The sequence below is a fragment of the Methylophilaceae bacterium genome (genome assembly GCA_018398995.1).
GTDB lineage: Bacteria > Pseudomonadota > Gammaproteobacteria > Burkholderiales > Methylophilaceae.
In genome coordinates, this window is the sequence record CP073759.1 from 1708454 (window position 1) to 1726404 (window position 17951).

18 protein-coding genes are annotated in these 17951 nt (G+C 42.0%); 15 read left to right on the plus strand and 3 right to left on the minus strand.

Going from position 1 to position 17951, the window contains the following annotated elements; translation table 11 throughout:
• The first annotated feature begins 142 nt into the window (after positions 1 to 142).
• The gene (locus KFB94_08605; GenBank protein QVL45299.1) at positions 143 to 949 is read left to right on the plus strand and encodes an inositol monophosphatase; all 807 of its coding nucleotides are present in this window, start codon (positions 143 to 145) and stop codon (positions 947 to 949) included.
• A gap of 136 nt (positions 950 to 1085) precedes the next feature.
• On the opposite strand, the gene KFB94_08610 is transcribed toward KFB94_08605, so the two are convergent.
• A complete protein-coding gene (locus KFB94_08610; GenBank protein ID QVL45300.1) occupies positions 1086 to 1604 on the minus strand; it encodes a helix-turn-helix transcriptional regulator in 519 nt (172 codons plus the stop codon).
• Positions 1605 to 2013: 409 nt separating this feature from the next.
• Here KFB94_08610 and cysC point away from each other — a divergent pair, with 409 nt between their 5' ends.
• The 3 genes from cysC (at position 2014) to mutS (ending at position 5564) form a co-directional block, all read left to right on the plus strand.
• Positions 2014 to 2637, plus strand: coding sequence for an adenylyl-sulfate kinase (gene cysC / locus KFB94_08615; protein QVL45301.1), 624 nt, complete (start codon positions 2014 to 2016; stop codon positions 2635 to 2637).
• 141 nt (positions 2638 to 2778) lie between these two features.
• Complete coding sequence (locus KFB94_08620; protein QVL45302.1) at positions 2779 to 2937, plus strand: hypothetical protein; 159 nt, start codon at positions 2779 to 2781, stop codon at positions 2935 to 2937.
• A gap of 95 nt (positions 2938 to 3032) precedes the next feature.
• Positions 3033 to 5564: a DNA mismatch repair protein MutS gene (gene mutS, locus KFB94_08625; GenBank protein QVL46642.1), complete on the plus strand. Its 2532-nt coding sequence runs from the start codon at positions 3033 to 3035 to the stop codon at positions 5562 to 5564.
• 206 nt (positions 5565 to 5770) lie between these two features.
• Here mutS and KFB94_08630 read toward each other — a convergent pair whose 3' ends face one another.
• Positions 5771 to 6250 carry a peptidylprolyl isomerase gene (locus KFB94_08630; protein ID QVL45303.1) on the minus strand — a complete coding sequence of 160 codons (480 nt, stop codon included), beginning with the start codon at positions 6248 to 6250 and terminating at the stop codon, positions 5771 to 5773.
• 179 nt (positions 6251 to 6429) lie between these two features.
• Positions 6430 to 8061 carry an L-aspartate oxidase gene (gene nadB, locus KFB94_08635; protein QVL45304.1) on the minus strand — a complete coding sequence of 544 codons (1632 nt, stop codon included), beginning with the start codon at positions 8059 to 8061 and terminating at the stop codon, positions 6430 to 6432.
• 256 nt (positions 8062 to 8317) lie between these two features.
• On the opposite strand from nadB, the gene rpoE reads away from it, so the two are divergent.
• The 11 genes from rpoE (at position 8318) to recO (ending at position 17942) form a co-directional block, all read left to right on the plus strand.
• On the plus strand, positions 8318 to 8926 hold the full coding sequence (gene rpoE / locus KFB94_08640; protein QVL46643.1) for an RNA polymerase sigma factor RpoE: 609 nt from the start codon (positions 8318 to 8320) through the stop codon (positions 8924 to 8926).
• A gap of 49 nt (positions 8927 to 8975) precedes the next feature.
• Complete coding sequence (locus KFB94_08645; protein ID QVL45305.1) at positions 8976 to 9458, plus strand: sigma-E factor negative regulatory protein; 483 nt, start codon at positions 8976 to 8978, stop codon at positions 9456 to 9458.
• Complete coding sequence (locus KFB94_08650) at positions 9458 to 10438, plus strand: MucB/RseB C-terminal domain-containing protein (protein ID QVL45306.1); 981 nt, start codon at positions 9458 to 9460, stop codon at positions 10436 to 10438. The genes KFB94_08645 and KFB94_08650 overlap by 1 nt, the downstream gene beginning before the upstream one ends.
• An 18-nt stretch (positions 10439 to 10456) precedes the next feature.
• Positions 10457 to 10942, plus strand: a complete 486-nt coding sequence (locus tag KFB94_08655) for a SoxR reducing system RseC family protein (GenBank protein QVL45307.1) — start codon at positions 10457 to 10459, stop codon at positions 10940 to 10942.
• 34 nt (positions 10943 to 10976) lie between these two features.
• On the plus strand, positions 10977 to 12395 hold the full coding sequence (locus KFB94_08660) for a DegQ family serine endoprotease (protein QVL45308.1): 1419 nt from the start codon (positions 10977 to 10979) through the stop codon (positions 12393 to 12395).
• Positions 12396 to 12587: 192 nt separating this feature from the next.
• A complete protein-coding gene (lepA, locus tag KFB94_08665) occupies positions 12588 to 14381 on the plus strand; it encodes a translation elongation factor 4 (protein QVL45309.1) in 1794 nt (597 codons plus the stop codon).
• 59 nt (positions 14382 to 14440) lie between these two features.
• Positions 14441 to 15217 (plus strand): signal peptidase I, encoded by a 777-nt coding sequence (gene lepB / locus KFB94_08670; protein ID QVL46644.1) that lies wholly within the window; start codon positions 14441 to 14443, stop codon positions 15215 to 15217.
• Between the two features lie 32 nt (positions 15218 to 15249).
• Positions 15250 to 15612: a DUF4845 domain-containing protein gene (locus tag KFB94_08675; GenBank protein QVL45310.1), complete on the plus strand. Its 363-nt coding sequence runs from the start codon at positions 15250 to 15252 to the stop codon at positions 15610 to 15612.
• Positions 15613 to 15618: 6 nt separating this feature from the next.
• Complete coding sequence (gene rnc / locus KFB94_08680) at positions 15619 to 16299, plus strand: ribonuclease III (GenBank protein ID QVL45311.1); 681 nt, start codon at positions 15619 to 15621, stop codon at positions 16297 to 16299.
• Positions 16296 to 17180 (plus strand): GTPase Era, encoded by an 885-nt coding sequence (gene era, locus KFB94_08685; GenBank protein QVL45312.1) that lies wholly within the window; start codon positions 16296 to 16298, stop codon positions 17178 to 17180. Before rnc ends, era begins: the two co-directional genes overlap by 4 nt.
• A gap of 36 nt (positions 17181 to 17216) precedes the next feature.
• Complete coding sequence (recO, locus tag KFB94_08690; GenBank protein ID QVL45313.1) at positions 17217 to 17942, plus strand: DNA repair protein RecO; 726 nt, start codon at positions 17217 to 17219, stop codon at positions 17940 to 17942.
• Positions 17943 to 17951: the final 9 nt, after the last annotated feature.

The following is a 17951-nucleotide window of genomic DNA, read 5'->3' on the forward strand; positions in this document are numbered from 1 at the left end:
ATCGTTTGTCAATATTAAAACGTAAAGTAACAAGACAATAGATGAGATAAGTAAAACTGAGTAAATTTCGTGGTTAGTTATTTTCTTTAAACTTAAGATGTTAAAATAGCGTTTTAGTTTAAAACAAAAAAGATTAATCCAAATGCATCCCATGTTAACCAACGCCGTTAAAGCGGCGCGCCAAGCTGGCGATATTATCAACTTTGCTTCACGCGATTTAGGTCAGCTTAAAATTCAAACAAAATCATTTAATGATTTTGTCAGTGAAGTCGATCAAGCTGCCGAAAAAGCCATTATTGATACCCTAAAAAGCGCTTACCCCGATCATGGCTTTTTAGGTGAAGAGGGCGGCGACGTTAACAAAGAAGCTGACAATATTTGGATTATTGACCCATTGGATGGTACAACCAACTTTTTGCATAGTTTTCCAAAATATTGCGTATCAATCGCGTTGCAACAAAATGGCGTGCTCACGCAAGCAGTCATTTACGACCCTGTGCGTAACGATTTATTTACCGCAACCAAAGGACGCGGCGCTTTTTTAAACGACAAACGTATTCGTGTTGCTAGTCGCATCAAATTACAAGAAGCATTAATCTCAACGGGTTTCCCATTTCGCGAGTTTTCCTATCTAGATAGCTATATGGATATGCTCAAAGACATGATTAAAAGCACAACAGGCATTCGTCGCCCAGGTTCTGCAGCATTAGATTTAGCCTATGTCGCCGCAGGCTTTTCAGATGGCTTCTTTGAATTAAACCTATCCGCATGGGATATCGCAGCCGGCGGCTTGCTCGTCCAAGAAGCAGGCGGCATTGTGGGTGATTTTGAAGGCAATGAAAGCTGGTTAAAAACAGGCAATATTGTCGCCGCCAACCCAAAAATATTTGCACAAATGTTGCAAGTTGTTGCCCCACACCTAACCAAAAGCATGAGAACGCCAGTTTAGTTAACAGCGCCACATTCTCTAGCACGCATTTGCGCTACCTCTGCTAGATATCTTTTGGTAGGTATGGCTTAATTGTATAGACCTATTCAAAATGCAAGTCATACACGATGACTCACTCAATTTAAGCCGTGCTTAATCAACATTCAAACTGGCCAAACTTATACGGCAACACCTTGCATACAATATTCAAATTCTTGGCTTCTCCTGCAGTGTATTTTTCAGCAGAAAAGCCATGATTGTTGTCACTTTTTACCTCTATCGACCCGTTTAAGTGTAGTTTAATCCGCTTAATCCTTAATGAAACACCTTGCTGAATTGCATAAATAGCATCATCAATAAACTTATTGCATGAAGTATCAAGTATTACCTGATCGCCATGGTTCAACGTTGGCGACATGCTATCACCATACACCGTCACCACCTTGAGTTTTGATGCGTTTGCATCCGTTTTATTGCGCCAATCGATCGCATTAATCAATACATTAATAATCATCTTATTTTGTAATAAGTCAGCACTGTTTTCAGCTGCTGTGTTTGGTGGTTTATATTGAGTAATTAATAGATAGTTCGGGTAAGTCGTTTGCGTATCTGCAGCATGATATTCATTCAGTCTTCCATTATTGAAGCGGTCATTTGATGCCGCCCCAGTTAGCAACCAGTTTGCATCAATACCTAATTGGGTAAGTTTGGCTACCTTATCCGCGCCTGGAATACTCTTGCCGTTTTCGTAATCTCTGACTGTCTGTGATTTAACCTTAATAGCATAATGTTTTCATAACAACAAATTTAGCCAAACTATTTGTTAAAATAACACATCGTCAATACTTCAAATTTTGGGCAACCCACCCTCGATAGCGCTACTAGATATTAGAAAAAATTGTTCCGCAACTTTTTATCATTAAACCTTTTAAAAATGTCCGTAAGTAAATTTGTCTATGTTTTAATAATTTATATTTAATACGTCTCTTAAGCATGCGAAGAACAAGAGAGGGGTAAGCTGTTTTTAATGCGTATGGGCATTTTGTTTCATTGACTTAACTTTTTTAATTTTGAATTGAGCGTTAATGACTTTACAAAAAAGTATTAATACCGTTTGGCACAATGCGAGTGTGACTCGAAAACGCAGAGAAGCGCAAAACCAACACAAGTCAATAGTACTTTGGTTTACCGGGCTTTCTGGCTCAGGAAAAAGTACTTTGTCGCATGCAGTTGAGGAGCGTTTGCACTTGGCGGGCTGTCGCACTTTTGTGTTGGATGGCGATAATGTGCGGCATGGTCTTTGCTCGGATTTGGGTTTTTCTGATGCTGATCGTACTGAGAATATTCGGCGGATTGCTGAAGCGGCTAAGTTGCTGATGGAGGCGGGTGTGATTGTTTTGACGGCATTTATTTCACCATTTCGCGCCGATAGAGCTGGTGCAAGAAAACTATTTCCCCATGGTGATTTTATTGAAATTTATTGTTCTGCAAATGTGGAAGTGTGTGAGACGCGCGATGTGAAGGGCTTGTATCAGAAAGCCCGCGATGGTGTGATTAAAGAGTTTACCGGCATTTCATCACCTTATGAGGCGCCTAGAAAGCCTGAATTGGTGGTGAATACAGGTGAGCAGACGCTTGATGAAAGTGTAGCGCAGGTGCTCGCATTTTGTACGCAAAGGGGCTTGATTAATGGTGAAGCTGGACGTTAAATGTTGGCGCAACGCATCATGCTCTTGTTTGTCGATTTAACTGGTGTTGCTTGATGGACGTTTAGCGGTGCCGCCTCAGTGGGTTGCAGATATTGGGCTTATAATGGCACACGGATGCATCAACTTGAAATGAAATGGCTTATGCCAACTGTTTATGAGCAATGTGGCTATCCAGCTGGCGCGGTTGATTTCTTTTTCTGGCAAAATCGGCACTCAGAGACATCTTATCGCCACGTTCAGGATAAGCTATTTGCCCATCAGCTTTCAGCAAAATGGCTGGGCATGATGGGCTTAATGTAAATCTACTATATAATTTTTAATATCCGCATCTTAATCAGCAATTGGTAATCCGTATTCAGTTATAAAACCTAATGAGCCTAGACAATCACACCCCTATGATGCGCCAGTATTTGGCGCTTAAATCGCAGCATCCTGATATGTTGCTGTTTTTTCGTATGGGTGATTTTTATGAGTTGTTTTTTGAAGATGCAGAGAAGGCAGCGCGTTTACTGGGTATTTCGCTGACGCAGCGTGGCAAAAGTAATGGCGAGCCCATTAAGATGGCTGGGGTGCCTTATCATGCGGCGGAGCAGTATTTAGCAAAGCTGACTAAATTAGGCGAAGCGGTTGCGATTTGTGAGCAAGTAGGTGAGGTTTCCAGCGCGAATAAGGGGCCTGTTGAGCGAGCAGTGACCAGGATTTTAACGCCAGGCACACTCACCGATGCGGCTTTGTTAGATGAGACAAGAGATAGTGTGCTGTTGGCTATTTGTTTTGCTGATGGCTTAGTGGGGTTGGCGCGCTTGAATGTAGCTTCGGGTGAATTTGTCTTAAGTGAAGTAGCTATTGGGCAATTGGCACAAGAGTTAGAGCGGATTAATCCTGCGGAAATTGTTTGTGCTGAACATGTCAACAATGCGGTGCTTGCCCAGCATAAAGCCCTTAAAAAACAGATTGCCAGCTGGCAATTTGATTTTGAGACGGCAACAAATGTACTCACCAAGCAATTGGGTACAAAAGACTTAAATGGCTTTGGCTGTGCAGGGCTTACGGTTGCGGTTTCTGCTGCAGGTGCCTTGCTTGAATATGTCAAGCACACACAGCGAACAGCATTGCCGCATATTATCGCCCTCAATGTTGAGCAGCCCAGTGAATATATTCAACTTGATGCAGCAACCCGCCGTAATTTAGAAATCGACACTACCATTCGCGGCGAAGCATCGCCCACTTTGTATTCGTTATTAAACACCACAAAATCAGCCATGGGCGCACGTTTATTGCGTCGCTGGTTGCACCATCCCTTACGTGATAGCACATTGGTGACTCAGCGACATGAAGCAGTAGCTGAATTAATCAAAACAGATAAACAAGCTGAAATACCTACTTTATTAAAAAACATCGCAGATATTGAACGCATTGTTGCGCGTGTGGCATTAAAAACAGTTCGTCCCAGAGATTTATCGGCTTTGCGTGATAGTTTACATGCGTTGCCCGCAGTAAAAATGTGCTTGCAGGATTGTCATAGCGGGCTGTTAGATGCGCTACAATCAAACTTGCAAGTGGCACCAGATGCAGTGCAACTACTCACACAAGCGATTCAAGCAGAACCCGCAGCCGTGTTACGAGAAGGTGGGGTGATTGCCGATGGTTTTGATGCAGAATTGGACGAGTTACGCGCTTTACAAACCAACCATGGTGATTTTTTATTGCAGTATGAAATAGCAGAAAAGCAACGCACAGGTTTAACCAATCTAAAAGTAGAATATAACAGCGTGCATGGCTTTTATATTGAAATTAGCCGCGCCCAAGCCGAAAATGCACCAACAGAATATCGACGCAGACAAACACTTAAAAATGTAGAGCGATTTATTACACCCCAGTTAAAAGCGTTTGAAGACAAAGTGTTAAGCGCCAACGAGCGTGCCTTGGCCAGAGAGAAGGCGCTGTATGAGCAAGTGTTGGATCAGCTTGCACCCCATATTTCGACATTTCAAACCAATGCGGGTGCGGTGGCGAGTTTGGATGTATTGTGTTGTTTCGCTGAGCGTGCGCTGAGTCTACACTACGTTCAACCAAAATTGATGCATGACAGTAGCTTGCACATAGAATCTGGGCGGCATCCGGTGGTGGAAGGCTTAACACAACCTTTTATTGCAAACGATATCACGTTAAACCCTTATCGACAGTTGCTATTGATTACTGGCCCTAATATGGGTGGTAAATCTACTTTTATGCGGCAAACGGCTCTCATTGTATTGTTGGCTTATTGCGGTTGCTATGTGCCAGCTAATGTGGCCAATATTGGTGAAATTGACCGTATTTTTACTCGAATTGGTGCATCCGATGATTTGGCAGGCGGACGCTCAACCTTTATGGTTGAAATGACAGAAACGGCCAATATTTTGCATCATGCAACAGACAAAAGCTTGGTATTGCTGGATGAAATTGGCCGTGGCACCAGCACTTTTGATGGCCTCAGTTTAGCTTGGGCTGTAGCTAAACAATTATTAGAAAAAAACAAATCACTTACGTTATTTGCCACGCATTATTTTGAACTCACCCGCATTATCGACGATTTTAAACAAGCCGCTAATGTGCATTTGGACGCAGCAGAACACGGCAAAGGGATTGTATTTTTACATAAAGTGGAAGAGGGTGCAGCTAATCAAAGCTATGGCATACAAGTGGCACAATTGGCTGGCATCCCCAAATCGGTTGTTGCCGCTGCCAAACGAAAATTAACGCAACTAGAAAATAACCAATTACAACAAAGCGAACATCAACCTGATATGTTTGCCGCAAATCCAGAAACTGTAGAAACGCCTTTGCACCCAGCGGTTGAAGCATTGGAATTGATTCAGCCTGATGATTTAACGCCAAAACAGGCATTGGAATTACTATACAAGTTAAAAGCGATGGGCGATTAGCCTAATTCATCGTTATTGCTTTTCTCATTTGCTCCACACTCGCTATCACGACCACTATGACGAGTCCAACGCGACAGTCAACAACCGCCTTCGGCATCGCGAGTGCAACACTTCACCACCGTCACTGCGAGCGCAGCGCGGCAGTCTAGTGTTTACAATATAAGGCGTTATAGCCTCTCAATTATAGTAAAAGAAAAAAACTAAAATTAATGATGATGGCCACCAGCGCCATGTACATGTTTATGTTCAACTTCTTCCGTTTTTGCTTTGCGCACATCGGTAATGGTGGCTTTAAATAATAAGCGCTCACCTGCCCAAGGATGATTACCGTCAACAACCACTTTGCCATTGGCAATATTGGTAATGGTATATAAGATCACTTCGCCAGTTTCGTCTTCGCCTTCAAATTGCATGCCTTCTTTTAGCTCTTCTGCTGGAAAGGCGCTTTCTGGTTCGATTTGGACAAGTTCTTCGTCATAGTCGCCAAATGCATCAACTGGCTCTAGCGTAACTTCAACTACATCGCCGATTGTTTTGCCATGCATCATTTCTTCTACTTTTGGGAAGATGTTGTCGTAACCCCCATGTAGATAAGCAACGGGTTCTTTGCTTTCTTCTAGTACATCGCCATTGCTATTTTTAAGTTCGTAAGTCATGGTGACGACGGTGTTCATGGAGATTTGCATATTTGTTTCCTAGCTATAAATAAATGAATAAGTTGAATTTTAATGGTTTTAGATTGCTTTTGCAGGCTTTTTTGTGGGCAAGATATGATGTCGTTTGTTACATTGAATCATAAGTGCGCGTTGACGCTAAAAAAAAGCAAAATGGCTAACAGGATTAGCAAGCAATAAATAAAGCGCATTTAGTGTCCGTGTTGATTGTCTAGTAGGCTGTAGTTTTCTGCTGGTGTGAGCACTGTTGGGAGCGCTTTATTCAATAAATTGGGATAATCTTTGCTGTAATGCAGTCCTCGGCTTTCTTTTCTCTGCATTGCACTTTTTACAATTAATTCAGCTACTTGTAATAAGTTGCGTAATTCAATTAGATCGTTGCTTACCCTAAAGTTACTATAAAATTCATGTACTTCATCACGCAACATATGTATGCGATGCAAGGCGCGGCTGAGCCGTTTGTCGGTGCGCACAATGCCAACGTAATTCCACATAAAACGACGTAATTCGTTCCATGTGTGGGTGATGAGCACTTCTTCATCTGCATCAGTGACTCGGCTTTCATCCCAATCTGGTAAATCTGCGACCTTAACTGGATTGGCTGCGAGCATTTGTTTGGCGGCAATGCGACCAAATACCATGCATTCTAACAGTGAGTTGCTGGCCAAACGGTTTGCGCCGTGTAAACCAGTACAGGCGGTTTCGCCAATCGCATATAAGTTGGCAATGTCTGTAAGACTGTTGTTATCGACCACAACACCGCCACAAGTATAATGCGCAGCGGGTACGACGGGCATGGGTGATGTTGTGATATCGATGCCAAGCGATAGGCATCGCTCATAAACTGTTGGAAAGTGTTCTTTAATGAAAGCCGCAGGTTTGTGTGAAATATCTAAATAAATAAACTCTAGGCCGCGCTTTTTCATTTCAAAATCAATCGCACGTGCCACCACATCTCTAGGCGCTAATTCAGCACGTGTGTCATGCTTAGACATGAACTCTGTGCCGTCTGGTAATTTCAAAATACCACCTTCGCCACGCACCGCTTCTGTAATAAGAAACGATTTGGCATGAGGGTGAAACAAGCAGGTTGGATGAAATTGTATAAATTCCATATTAGAGACGCGACAACCTGCGCGCCAAGCCATCGCAATGCCGTCGCCCGTGCTCACATCGGGATTGGTGGTATAGAGATAAACTTTGCCAGCGCCGCCTGTTGCGAGTGCGGTTTGCTGGGCGGCAATCGTCATCACTTTGCCTGAGCGATTATCTAACACATAAGCGCCCAGGCATTGATTGCTTGATGGTTGTTTTAAGGATTGTTGTTTGAGTTTTTTTGAAGTAATTAAATCAACTGCAATATGGTTTTCTAATAAGGTAATGTTGCCATTTTCACGAATCTTTTGCGCCAATGTTTTTTGTACTGCTTTGCCTGTAGCATCAGCAACATGGATAATGCGGCGGTGACTGTGCCCACCTTCTCTGGTTAGGTGGTAACCCGTTTCGCTATTTTCTTCTCGGGTGAATTCGACACCCAAATCAATGAGCCAATCGATTGCTTCACGACCATGCTCTGTGACCATGCGCGTAATGTCTAGGTCACATAAGCCTGCGCCTGCAATCAGCGTGTCTTCAACATGCGCTTCAATCGTATCTTCGCTATTTAGCACAGTAGCAATTCCACCTTGCGCCCAGCTACTGGCGCTATATTGTAATGTACGCTTGCTAACGATACAGACTTTCTTCTTATCTGCTATCTGTAGCGCAAGTGTGAGTCCTGCAAGGCCGCTGCCGATAATTAAAACATCGAATTGTTGTGACATAAATATGGAATGTGTGTGAACTATAACAGTGTAACTGTGTCTTTAAAGTTAGGCTAGCAAAGAAATGCTAGGATTGTATTTGGTTTAAGTAGGGGGGAATATGCTACAAACTAAAGAGTTAGAGAAATTAACACGCACGACCTTTGTTGAAACTGCAGCATCTAGTTATACTAACCCATCAGATGTTAGGGGTGCTAGAATAGATAAAACAGGTGATAAAGGGAGCTTGACCGTAGTGTCCAATAAGTTAAATGATATGCCAGCAAACTCGAATCGTGAGCTGGATAGGGTGTTGGTGGAGCGTGCGCAAGCAGGGGATAAAAAAGCGTTTGGCTTGCTGGTAGAAAAGTACCATCGGAAATTAGGCCGTTTAGTTGGGCGTATGGTGCGCGATCAAGCTGAGGTGGAAGATGTTGTGCAAGAGGCTTTTATTAAGGCCTATCGTGCATTACATAATTTTAGAGGTGATAGTGCTTTTTATACCTGGCTTTATCGTATTGGTATTAATACAGCCAAGAATTACTTGGTTTCTTTAGGGCGCAAACCGCAAGTATTAAATGATGTCGAAATCGAAGATGCTGAAAACTTCGAGGGTGTAACTGATATGCGTGCCATGGAAACGCCAGAAACGGCGATGGCGAATAAACAAATCGCACAAACTGTGAACGATACCATTGCTAACTTGCCTGAGGAGTTGCGTACAGCTATTACCTTGCGTGAATTAGAGGGAATGAGTTATGAAGAAATTGCCGATATTATGCAGTGCCCAATTGGTACTGTCAGATCGCGCATTTTTAGAGCACGTGAAACGATAGCCGCAAAGTTGCGTCCTCTGCTCAGTTCAGCAGAAAATAAGCGTTGGTAACGGTGGGTTTTGTTTTAATATTATTAAGCATTTGTAATAGAGGTTAAGTATGAAAAATCAATTGTCTGCGTTAATCGATGGTGAGTTCGATATTGAAGAGTCCGAGCACATTCTGACTGCGTTAAAAGCAGATGGCGAGTTAAAAGAAGCATGGAAGCATTATCATTTGATCGGCGATGCGATGCGAGGAAGTCTTGAAGGAGCTGCTGATTATAGTGCGAATATAATACGTGCTTTGGAGGCTGAGCCGACGGTACTTGCAGTGAACAAGACTGTACAAGTTGTGGTGCCAGTTACTGAAAAGCAAACAAACAAAACGCCAGTCATATGGTCTGTTGCTGCTTCAGTTGCCGCTGTGATGTTTGTAGGCTTGATGGTATTTGAGTTGCAATTTGGCGAGCAAGATAATATGGCGCCAGTTGAGCTTGCAAATAGTGTACCGATGGAATATCTTCAAGCGCATCAATCGATGGCGCCTAGCAGTGCAGCTTATTATATTCAATCAGCCAACTATACCGAGTCTTACCAATAATGCAACAATTTGTTGTTGGGCTCGTCTTAGCAGTAGCGAGTTTAAATGGATTAGCTGGTGGTCTTTTACCTGACGAAATCAAGCATAAACCGCAATCGGTAGATGTCTGGAAAATGCTAGAAAAATCTGCTCATGCTGCACGTGAGCTTAATTATGAAGGTCAGTTTAGTTATGTGAATGGCGAAAATTCCCGTAAAGTTGATGTGAAGCACATGAACTATGGTGGCCATGAAGTGGCGCGCAATATTGTGTTGGATAATAGTCATCGAGAAGTGTACAGCCAAGGCAGTGAAATTGTTATTCTGCAGCCTACGAACAAGATGGTGATGATTAAAAAACGGCGAGGTAAAAATCTATTTCCTGCTATGTTGCCAACTGATATGAGCTTAATAAAAGCGAATTACAAAGCGCGTTTAATTGGCACTGAATTTGTTGCTAATCGCGAGGCGCAAATCATTGAGCTAGTGCCAAATGATGGCTATCGTTACCGATACAAAATCTGGACAGACATCAAGTTTGGTTTAATTTTGAAAATGAATTTGCTCAATGGTGATAACAAAACCTTAGAACAAATTTATTTTAATCAGCTGAGCATGCTCAATTCAGAAAATCTAAATTGGTTTCAACCAAAAATTGAAATCGGTAAAGATTATGTCACAGAACAATCTAAGCCGGTTAAGCGGGTGCACAACGATTTGTTTGTGACCAATTTGCCAGTGGGCTACCAGCAGATTGATCATATTCAACGGGCAAAAGGTGATGGCACCATTGATCAGCTGGTTTTTTCAGATGGTATTGGTTCAGTATCGGTGTTTATCGAGCCTATGTCTAAGGGTCAGCGACCCAAGACGGGTTATATGCCCATGGGTTCAACGAATATGTGTGCCCATGTTGCAGATGGACATCAAATTATTGTGGTAGGTGAAGTGCCTGCAAAAACAGTAAAAAGTATTGCGGAAGCAGTGACTTTTAAAAAATAATCTCAAGGCAGTTATCGTATGATTGAACAGTACGCCATTATCCTAGCAACCGATTCAACAACAGACAATACATCAACCGCCACCATAGAGGTAGTACGTAAGACTGCTTGCGGTTTGTGTGGACAAACTCAAGGTTGTGGCAATGCGTTTTGGGGTAAATTATTTGCCCATAAAGCCAGTAGTTTTAAAGCTCAAAACACCATCAATGCACAAGTCGGGCAAACGGTCATTGTTGGTATTGATGAATCAGCAGTGATGAAAAGTGCCTTGGTTTTATATCTTGTTCCTCTTGTAACCATGTTGTTTGGCGCCATATTAGCTGGACAGATGGTTGATGGTGATATTGGCGCAATTGTAGGGGCTGTAATTGGTTTGATAGTCGGATATTTCTGGATAAAAGCGCATATTGCGGGGCGTGAATATTATCAGCAACATCAACCTAAAATTTTACGTTTGGATCGTGCTGGAGCAGCTACAGATGCCATTCAATTTGAATTAAAGTAACTATTGTCAATTTTATTTAAATTAAGGAAATGAAATGTTGAGGAAAGTATTATCAACGGTTGTTATTTTGTTTGCAGTCGTGTTATCTACTTCGCCAACTGTAGCGGCAAACTTGCCGGATTTTACAGTGTTGGCTGAAAAGCAAGGTCCAGCAGTAGTCAATATCAGTATTACACAAGTGATGCGTGGTAATAATCAGATGCCTTTCCCAGGTATGCCATACGATGAGCATTTGCAGGAGTTTTTTAAGCGGTTTGGTATTCCTGGTATGCCCGGCATGCCTGGTGCGCCCAATCAAGGTCAAGAATACAAATCACAATCCTTGGGGTCGGGTTTTATTATTAGTCAAGATGGGTATATTTTGACAAACGCGCATGTGATTAATGCCGCCGATGAAGTGCTGGTAAAGTTATCTGATAAGCGTGAATTTAAAGCCAAAATTATCGGTGCAGATAAGCGAACAGATATCGCATTAATTAAAATTGATGCTAAAAATCTTCCAAAAGTGACTATAGGAGACCCATCTAAGCTTAAAGTAGGTGAGTGGGTTGCTGCAATAGGTTCGCCATTTGGGCTAGAAAATACCATGACAGCGGGCATTGTAAGTGCGGTTGGCCGTGCATTACCGCAAGAAAATTATGTGCCATTTATTCAAACAGATGTGGCCATTAATCCCGGTAACTCTGGAGGTCCGCTCTTTAATTTAGCTGGTGAAGTAGTGGGCGTAAATTCACAAATCTATAGCCGTAGCGGTGGTTCTATGGGCTTGTCATTTAGTATTCCGATTGATGTTGCTGTTGGTATTTCAAATCAGTTGAAAACGTCAGGCAGAATTAGTCGTGGGTGGTTAGGTGTCGCAATTCAAGAGCTTACAAAAGAGTTGGCTGACTCATTCGGTATGAAAGACACAGTTGGCGCATTAATTGCGGGCGTTGAAAAAGGCGGCCCTGCTGAAAAAGGTGGCCTAGAACCAGGTGATGTGATCGTGCAATTTGATGGTAAACCCGTCCAAACCTCTAATGATTTACCCCGCATTGTAGGCATGACTGAACCTGGCAAGTCTGTGAATGTAGATGTTTTACGTAAGGGTAGTAAAAAAACATTACGGATCAAAGTGGGTGAGATGCCTTCAGAGGAAATAGAGATTAGTCAAAACAACACTCCATCGACAGAAGCAGCAACCAATAAAATTGGGTTAACACTAACCGCGCTGACAGCAGAGCAAAAGAAAAAGCTCAATGGAAAAAATGGCTTATTAGTGACTGCTAGCACTGGTGCCGCTGCCGAGGCAGGCATTCGACGTGGCGATGTGATTTTGGGTTTAAATAATAGTGAGACGCAAAGTGTTGACCAATTCAATAAGCAAATTAATGCAGTGCGCGCGGGTAAAACAGTGGCTGTGCTGGTGCAGCGTGGCGACAGCACCTTGTATGTGCCAATTAAAGTAAAGTAGTCAGTTTGAATTGAAATAGCCCGCCTAGTTAAACTAGTGCGGGCTTTTTGTTGATCAATGGATCAGTGTAATTCACTAAAAAAGCGCGTTTAATTTAATTAGCAAACTAATCAAGCATTTGTAGTAAAATCACGCCTATTGAAAAGAGGGCGCTTTAAGCGCTTTATTTATTTGTAATGCTTAAAAGAACACATGAAAAACATTCGTAATTTCTCTATTATCGCGCACATTGATCACGGTAAATCCACCTTGGCAGATCGCATTATCCATCTATGTGGCGGTCTCGAAGACCGTGAAATGGAAGCGCAAGTATTGGATAGTATGGATATTGAGCGTGAGCGTGGCATTACCATTAAAGCGCAAACCGCCACTTTGCAATATCAAGCAAATGACGGTGAGACTTACCTGCTCAATTTGATTGACACACCTGGACATGTTGATTTTAGTTATGAGGTGAGTCGCTCGCTTTCTGCGTGCGAAGGTGCGTTATTGGTCGTCGATGCCAGTCAAGGCGTTGAGGCACAAAGTGTTGCAAACTGTTATACCGCTATTGATTTAGGGCTGGAAGTGACGGCAGTGTTGAATAAAATCGACTTGCCTTCAGCTGAGCCGGAGCGTGTGATGCAAGAAATTGAGGATGTCATTGGCATTGATGCACACGACGCGGTGCAATGTTCAGCGAAAACAGGGTTAGGTGTACGCGATGTGATTGAGGCTGTGATTGCCAAGGTGCCAGCACCAAAAGGGGATGTTAATGCGCCATTAAAAGCATTGGTGATTGATGCTTGGTTTGATAACTATGTGGGCGTTGTGATGTTGGTGCGCATTATTGATGGTGAATTAAAGCGTAAAGATAAAATTAAGATGATGGCAACACAGACCCAGCATCTGTGTGAGCAAGTGGGTGTTTTTACGCCAAAATCATTGCCTATGGCTTCGCTTAAAGCAGGCGAAGTGGGCTTTGTGATTGCTGGCATTAAAGAGCTGGCGGCGGCTAAAGTGGGCGATACTGTCACGTTGGCTGATAATCCTGCTAAACAAGCATTAGCTGGCTTTAAAGAGGTTAAGCCGCAAGTATTTGCAGGTTTGTATCCAGTCGAATCTAATCAATTTGAAGCCTTAAGAACAGCCTTAGAAAAACTCAGCCTAAATGATGCAAGTTTGCTATTTGAACCAGAAAACTCAACCGCGTTAGGCTTTGGTTTTCGGTGCGGTTTTTTAGGCTTATTGCATATGGAAATTGTACAAGAGCGCTTGGAGCGCGAGTACGATATGGATTTGATTACAACGGCACCAACAGTTGTGTATGAGTTGCTGCTAAAAAATGGCGATGTAGTGCAAATTGAAAACCCTTCACGTTTGCCAGAACTTTCATTTATTGATGAGATTCGTGAGCCTGTAATAGCAGTTAACTTATTGATGCCGCAAGATTATGTTGGCCCTGTGATGACTTTGTGTAACAACAAGCGTGGTATTCAGCGCAATATGCAATATATGGGTCGACAAGTGATGTTGAGTTATGAGCTACCACTGAATGAGGTTGTTTTAGATTTTTTTGATCGTTTGAAGTCGGTTTCTCGTGGCTATGCGTCTATGGATTACGAATTTTTAGCGTTCCGTGCAGCAGATTTAGTAAAACTTGATATTATGGTTAACGGAGAACGTGTGGATTCGTTGAGCATGATTACGCATCGCGCAAGCAGTGTACATCGTGGACGTGCGGTGGCAGCGAAAATGCGGGAGTTGATACCGCGTCAAATGTTTGATATTGCTATTCAAGCGGCGATTGGCGCCAATATTATTACCCGTGAAACGGTTAAAGCGATGCGTAAAAACGTGTTAGCAAAATGTTATGGTGGTGATGTGTCGCGTAAGCGAAAATTATTAGAAAAACAAAAAGCAGGTAAAAAGCGCATGAAACAAGTAGGTAATGTAGAAATTCCGCAAGAAGCCTTTTTGGCGATTTTAAAAGTAGAGGACAAATAATGACAGTGTTGTTTTTTGGGTTGATTGTTTTAGGACTAGCCGGTGTTTATTTTGGCACGATTGGCTTCCCACTGTTTATGCTCTTGGTGTTGTTGCTAACAGGTATTATTTGGCTAATTGATTATTTGTTTTTTGAAAAAAAACGCGCTGGTGCAGCCGACCCAACAGCAGTGGAATATGCCAAGAGTTTTTTCCCAGTTATTTTGTTGGTGTTTGTTATTCGATCATTTATTGTTGAGCCTTTTAAAATACCGTCAGGCTCAATGAACCCAACCCTGTTGGCAGGCGATTATATTTTGGTGAATAAGTTTTCATATGGCTTACGTGTGCCTGTCTGGAATGCTGTCTTTTTAAACACCGGAGAGCCTGAACATGGTGATGTGATGGTATTTCATTTTCCACCCAATCCAAAAATAGACTATATTAAACGTGTTGTTGGTTTGCCTGGAGATCGTATTCAATACCAAAATAAGCAGTTAATGATTAATGATCGGATGATGGAACTTAGCCCACTACATGCTTCGGATGACGCAAGCCAAGAAAATGGCATTATTAGATCACAGCGTTTTGAAGAGCAGTTATTTGATGTTAAACATCAAATTTTAATACACGATATTCCAAACCGTTATTCATCTGATACGATAGGCAATCAGTTTTTAAACGGGGAAAGTATTGTTGTACCTGAGGGGCATTATTTTGTGATGGGGGATAACAGAGACAATAGCTCCGACGGACGTGTCTGGGGATTTGTGCCTGATGAGAACCTTGTCGGCAAAGCATTTTTAATTTGGTTTAATTTTGATGCTTTATCAAGAATTGGTCGTTCGATTTATTAACGTGCTTTATTAAAAAACTTAAGGAGCTAGTGATGTTAAAAAAGCAAAAAGGCATGACGTTTTTAGGGTTTCTTATTGTTGCAATTGTTGTAATTTCGTTGTTATTAGCCGGCATTAAAATTGTGCCCAATTATATTGAGTATTTGAGCGTAAAAAAGACGCTTGTTTTTGTCAGTCATCAGGCTAACTTTAGCAATATGACCAATGCGGAGATTATTGCGGAATTTGATAAAAGTGCTAGTATTAATTACATTACCGTTATTAACGGGCGAGATTTGATTATCTCGACAGGTGTAAATGGTCAGAAAGTTATTTCTGCTGAATATGAGGTGGTTGAGCCGCTGGCTTTTAATTTAAGTGCTTTGATGGATTTTAAAGCCTCGTCAGCTAAGTAGAGCCTAATGACCTTAGATACACTGCAAAGGCAGCTTGGATATCATTTCAATCAAATTTCGCTACTTAGGCAGGCACTTACCCACCGTAGTTATGCTGGTGTGAATAACGAACGGTTGGAGTTTTTGGGCGATGGTGTATTAAACTTTATCGTGGCACATCAGCTTTATCTTCGGTTTCCAAAATTAGCCGAGGGTGATTTAAGTCGTTTGCGTGCGCAGTTAGTCAAAGAATCTACCTTGTTTGAAATGGCACAAGCCTTAAAAATTGGCGAATTACTACACTTAGGTGAAGGTGAGTTAAAAAGTGCTGGTTGGCGACGACCCTCCATTTTATCGGATGCCTTAGAAGCAACAATTGGCGCTACATATTTAGATGGCGGTTTTGTTACTGCCGAAGCGCTGGTGCTGAAATTGTATGCAGAAAGGCTAGATAGTATCAATCCAAAAGTGATAGATAAAGATGCGAAATCTAAGCTGCAAGAGTATTTACAAAGTAAAAAAATTGATTTGCCCGACTACCACGTTACCGCTATCGAAGGTGAGGCGCATGCGCAGACATTTAACGTTTCCTGTCATATTGCCAAACGCAATATCAATACAGTAGGTGAAGGCACAAGTCGTCGCAATGCTGAACAAGAGGCAGCGGAATTAGCCTTAAAACAACTATTAAAAGATGATGCAAAATGACAACAAATTTTAAATGCGGAACTGTCGCTATTGTAGGACGACCCAACGTTGGTAAATCGACCTTATTGAATCATATTTTAGGGTTAAAGTTGGCGATTACTTCCCGCAAAGCGCAAACCACGCGTCATCGTTTGCTGGGCATTCACACCACAAAAGATACCCAGTTTATTTTTGTCGACACGCCGGGCTTTCAACAAAAGCATTTAAACGCATTAAATAAATCACTCAATAAAACAGTCACCCAAGTGTTAAATGAGGTAGATGTGGTGCTGTTTGTCATTGAGCCGATGCAGTTGGGACAGGCTGATGAAATTGTTCTGAAGCTCTTGCCTAAAAATAAGCCTGTGATTTTAGTGGTGAACAAAGCCGATTTGATGGGGGATAAAAATAATTTGCTACCACTTATTCAAGATTTTGATTTATTGCATCCTTTTAGTAGCATTGTGCCGGTCAGTGCTAAAAAGAATCTGTATATAGAAGATTTGTTAAGTGCGGTGCGCGTGCATTTGCCCGAACAAGAGGCGATTTATGGTGAAGATGAGTTGACCGATAAAAACGAGCGTTTTTTGGCGGCAGAAATGATACGCGAAAAGATATTTAGATTATTGGGAGATGAGATTCCCTATTCAATCGCAGTGGAAATAGAGAAGTTTGAAACGTTGAATAACCTACGCCGTATTTTTGCCGCCATTATTGTGGATAAAGATAGTCAAAAGCCGATGATTATTGGCAAAAAGGGCGATAAGCTCAAACAAATTTCTACCGAAGCTAGACAGGATATGGAGAAGTTGTTTGGTGGCAAAGTTTATTTAGAAACTTGGGTAAAGGTAAAAGGCGGTTGGGCTGATAATGAAAGAGCGCTTAAAAGTTTGGGGTATTAATCCTGTGCGTCTTGGCTTGATAGTACAAAGGTAATAATGGCTTTGGCTTCTAATCCGCATCGGTATGACAATCAGTCAGTGTATGTGTTGCATACTTACGCGTTTAAAGAAACAAGCTTAGTAGCTGAGTTATTTACCAAAGCTTATGGACGTGTAGCCACTGTTGCAAAAGGTGCAAGGCGTCCTCGCTCTGCAATGCGTGGACAATTACAATCTTTTCAAATGCTGTCGGCAACTTGGTCAGGTAAGAATGAGTTGAAAACACTGCATAGTTTAGATTGGGCAGATGGCTTGGTTTCGCTGCAAGGCGAAGCACTGATGTGCGGCTTTTATTTAAATGAATTACTGCTGCGTTTATTGCCAAGAGAAGATGCCCACGAGCAATTATTTGATTACTATCAGGCAACATTAAAAGCGTTAGCTAGCGGTGAACAATTGGCAACGCACTTGCGGCGCTTTGAATTAAAAATGTTACAAGAAATGGGCTATGCAGTTCCATTACATATGGATGAAAACGAGATGCCCATTATGGTTGAAAAACAGTACCGTTATGAGGCTGAATATGGCGCATGTGCACTATCGACAGCAAAAAATGGTGTGGTGTTAAGCGGACAAACCTTATACGATATGGCGCAAGATAATTATGAAAGACCACAAACACAGCAGCAAAGTAAGCAATTAATGCGTTATTTATTGGCGCATTATTTAGGTGATAAGCCCTTGCATACACGGCAGTTATTAATTGATTTACAGGGTTTATAAAAGAGCATT

What these genes read in the sequence shown, in the direction of transcription:
- KFB94_08605 (QVL45299.1), top strand. Translation starts at nt 143, where the DNA reads ATGCATCCCATGTTAACCAACGCCGTTAAAGCGGCGCGCCAAGCTGGC.
- cysC (QVL45301.1), top strand. Translation starts at nt 2,014, where the DNA reads ATGACTTTACAAAAAAGTATTAATACCGTTTGGCACAATGCGAGTGTG.
- KFB94_08620 (QVL45302.1), top strand. Translation starts at nt 2,779, where the DNA reads ATGCCAACTGTTTATGAGCAATGTGGCTATCCAGCTGGCGCGGTTGAT.
- mutS (QVL46642.1), top strand. Translation starts at nt 3,033, where the DNA reads ATGATGCGCCAGTATTTGGCGCTTAAATCGCAGCATCCTGATATGTTG.
- KFB94_08630 (QVL45303.1), bottom strand. Translation starts at nt 6,250, where the DNA reads ATGCAAATCTCCATGAACACCGTCGTCACCATGACTTACGAACTTAAA.
- nadB (QVL45304.1), bottom strand. Translation starts at nt 8,061, where the DNA reads ATGTCACAACAATTCGATGTTTTAATTATCGGCAGCGGCCTTGCAGGA.
- rpoE (QVL46643.1), top strand. Translation starts at nt 8,318, where the DNA reads ATGCCAGCAAACTCGAATCGTGAGCTGGATAGGGTGTTGGTGGAGCGT.
- KFB94_08645 (QVL45305.1), top strand. Translation starts at nt 8,976, where the DNA reads ATGAAAAATCAATTGTCTGCGTTAATCGATGGTGAGTTCGATATTGAA.
- KFB94_08650 (QVL45306.1), top strand. Translation starts at nt 9,458, where the DNA reads ATGCAACAATTTGTTGTTGGGCTCGTCTTAGCAGTAGCGAGTTTAAAT.
- KFB94_08655 (QVL45307.1), top strand. Translation starts at nt 10,457, where the DNA reads ATGATTGAACAGTACGCCATTATCCTAGCAACCGATTCAACAACAGAC.
- KFB94_08660 (QVL45308.1), top strand. Translation starts at nt 10,977, where the DNA reads ATGTTGAGGAAAGTATTATCAACGGTTGTTATTTTGTTTGCAGTCGTG.
- lepA (QVL45309.1), top strand. Translation starts at nt 12,588, where the DNA reads ATGAAAAACATTCGTAATTTCTCTATTATCGCGCACATTGATCACGGT.
- KFB94_08675 (QVL45310.1), top strand. Translation starts at nt 15,250, where the DNA reads ATGTTAAAAAAGCAAAAAGGCATGACGTTTTTAGGGTTTCTTATTGTT.
- rnc (QVL45311.1), top strand. Translation starts at nt 15,619, where the DNA reads ATGACCTTAGATACACTGCAAAGGCAGCTTGGATATCATTTCAATCAA.
- era (QVL45312.1), top strand. Translation starts at nt 16,296, where the DNA reads ATGACAACAAATTTTAAATGCGGAACTGTCGCTATTGTAGGACGACCC.
- recO (QVL45313.1), top strand. Translation starts at nt 17,217, where the DNA reads ATGGCTTTGGCTTCTAATCCGCATCGGTATGACAATCAGTCAGTGTAT.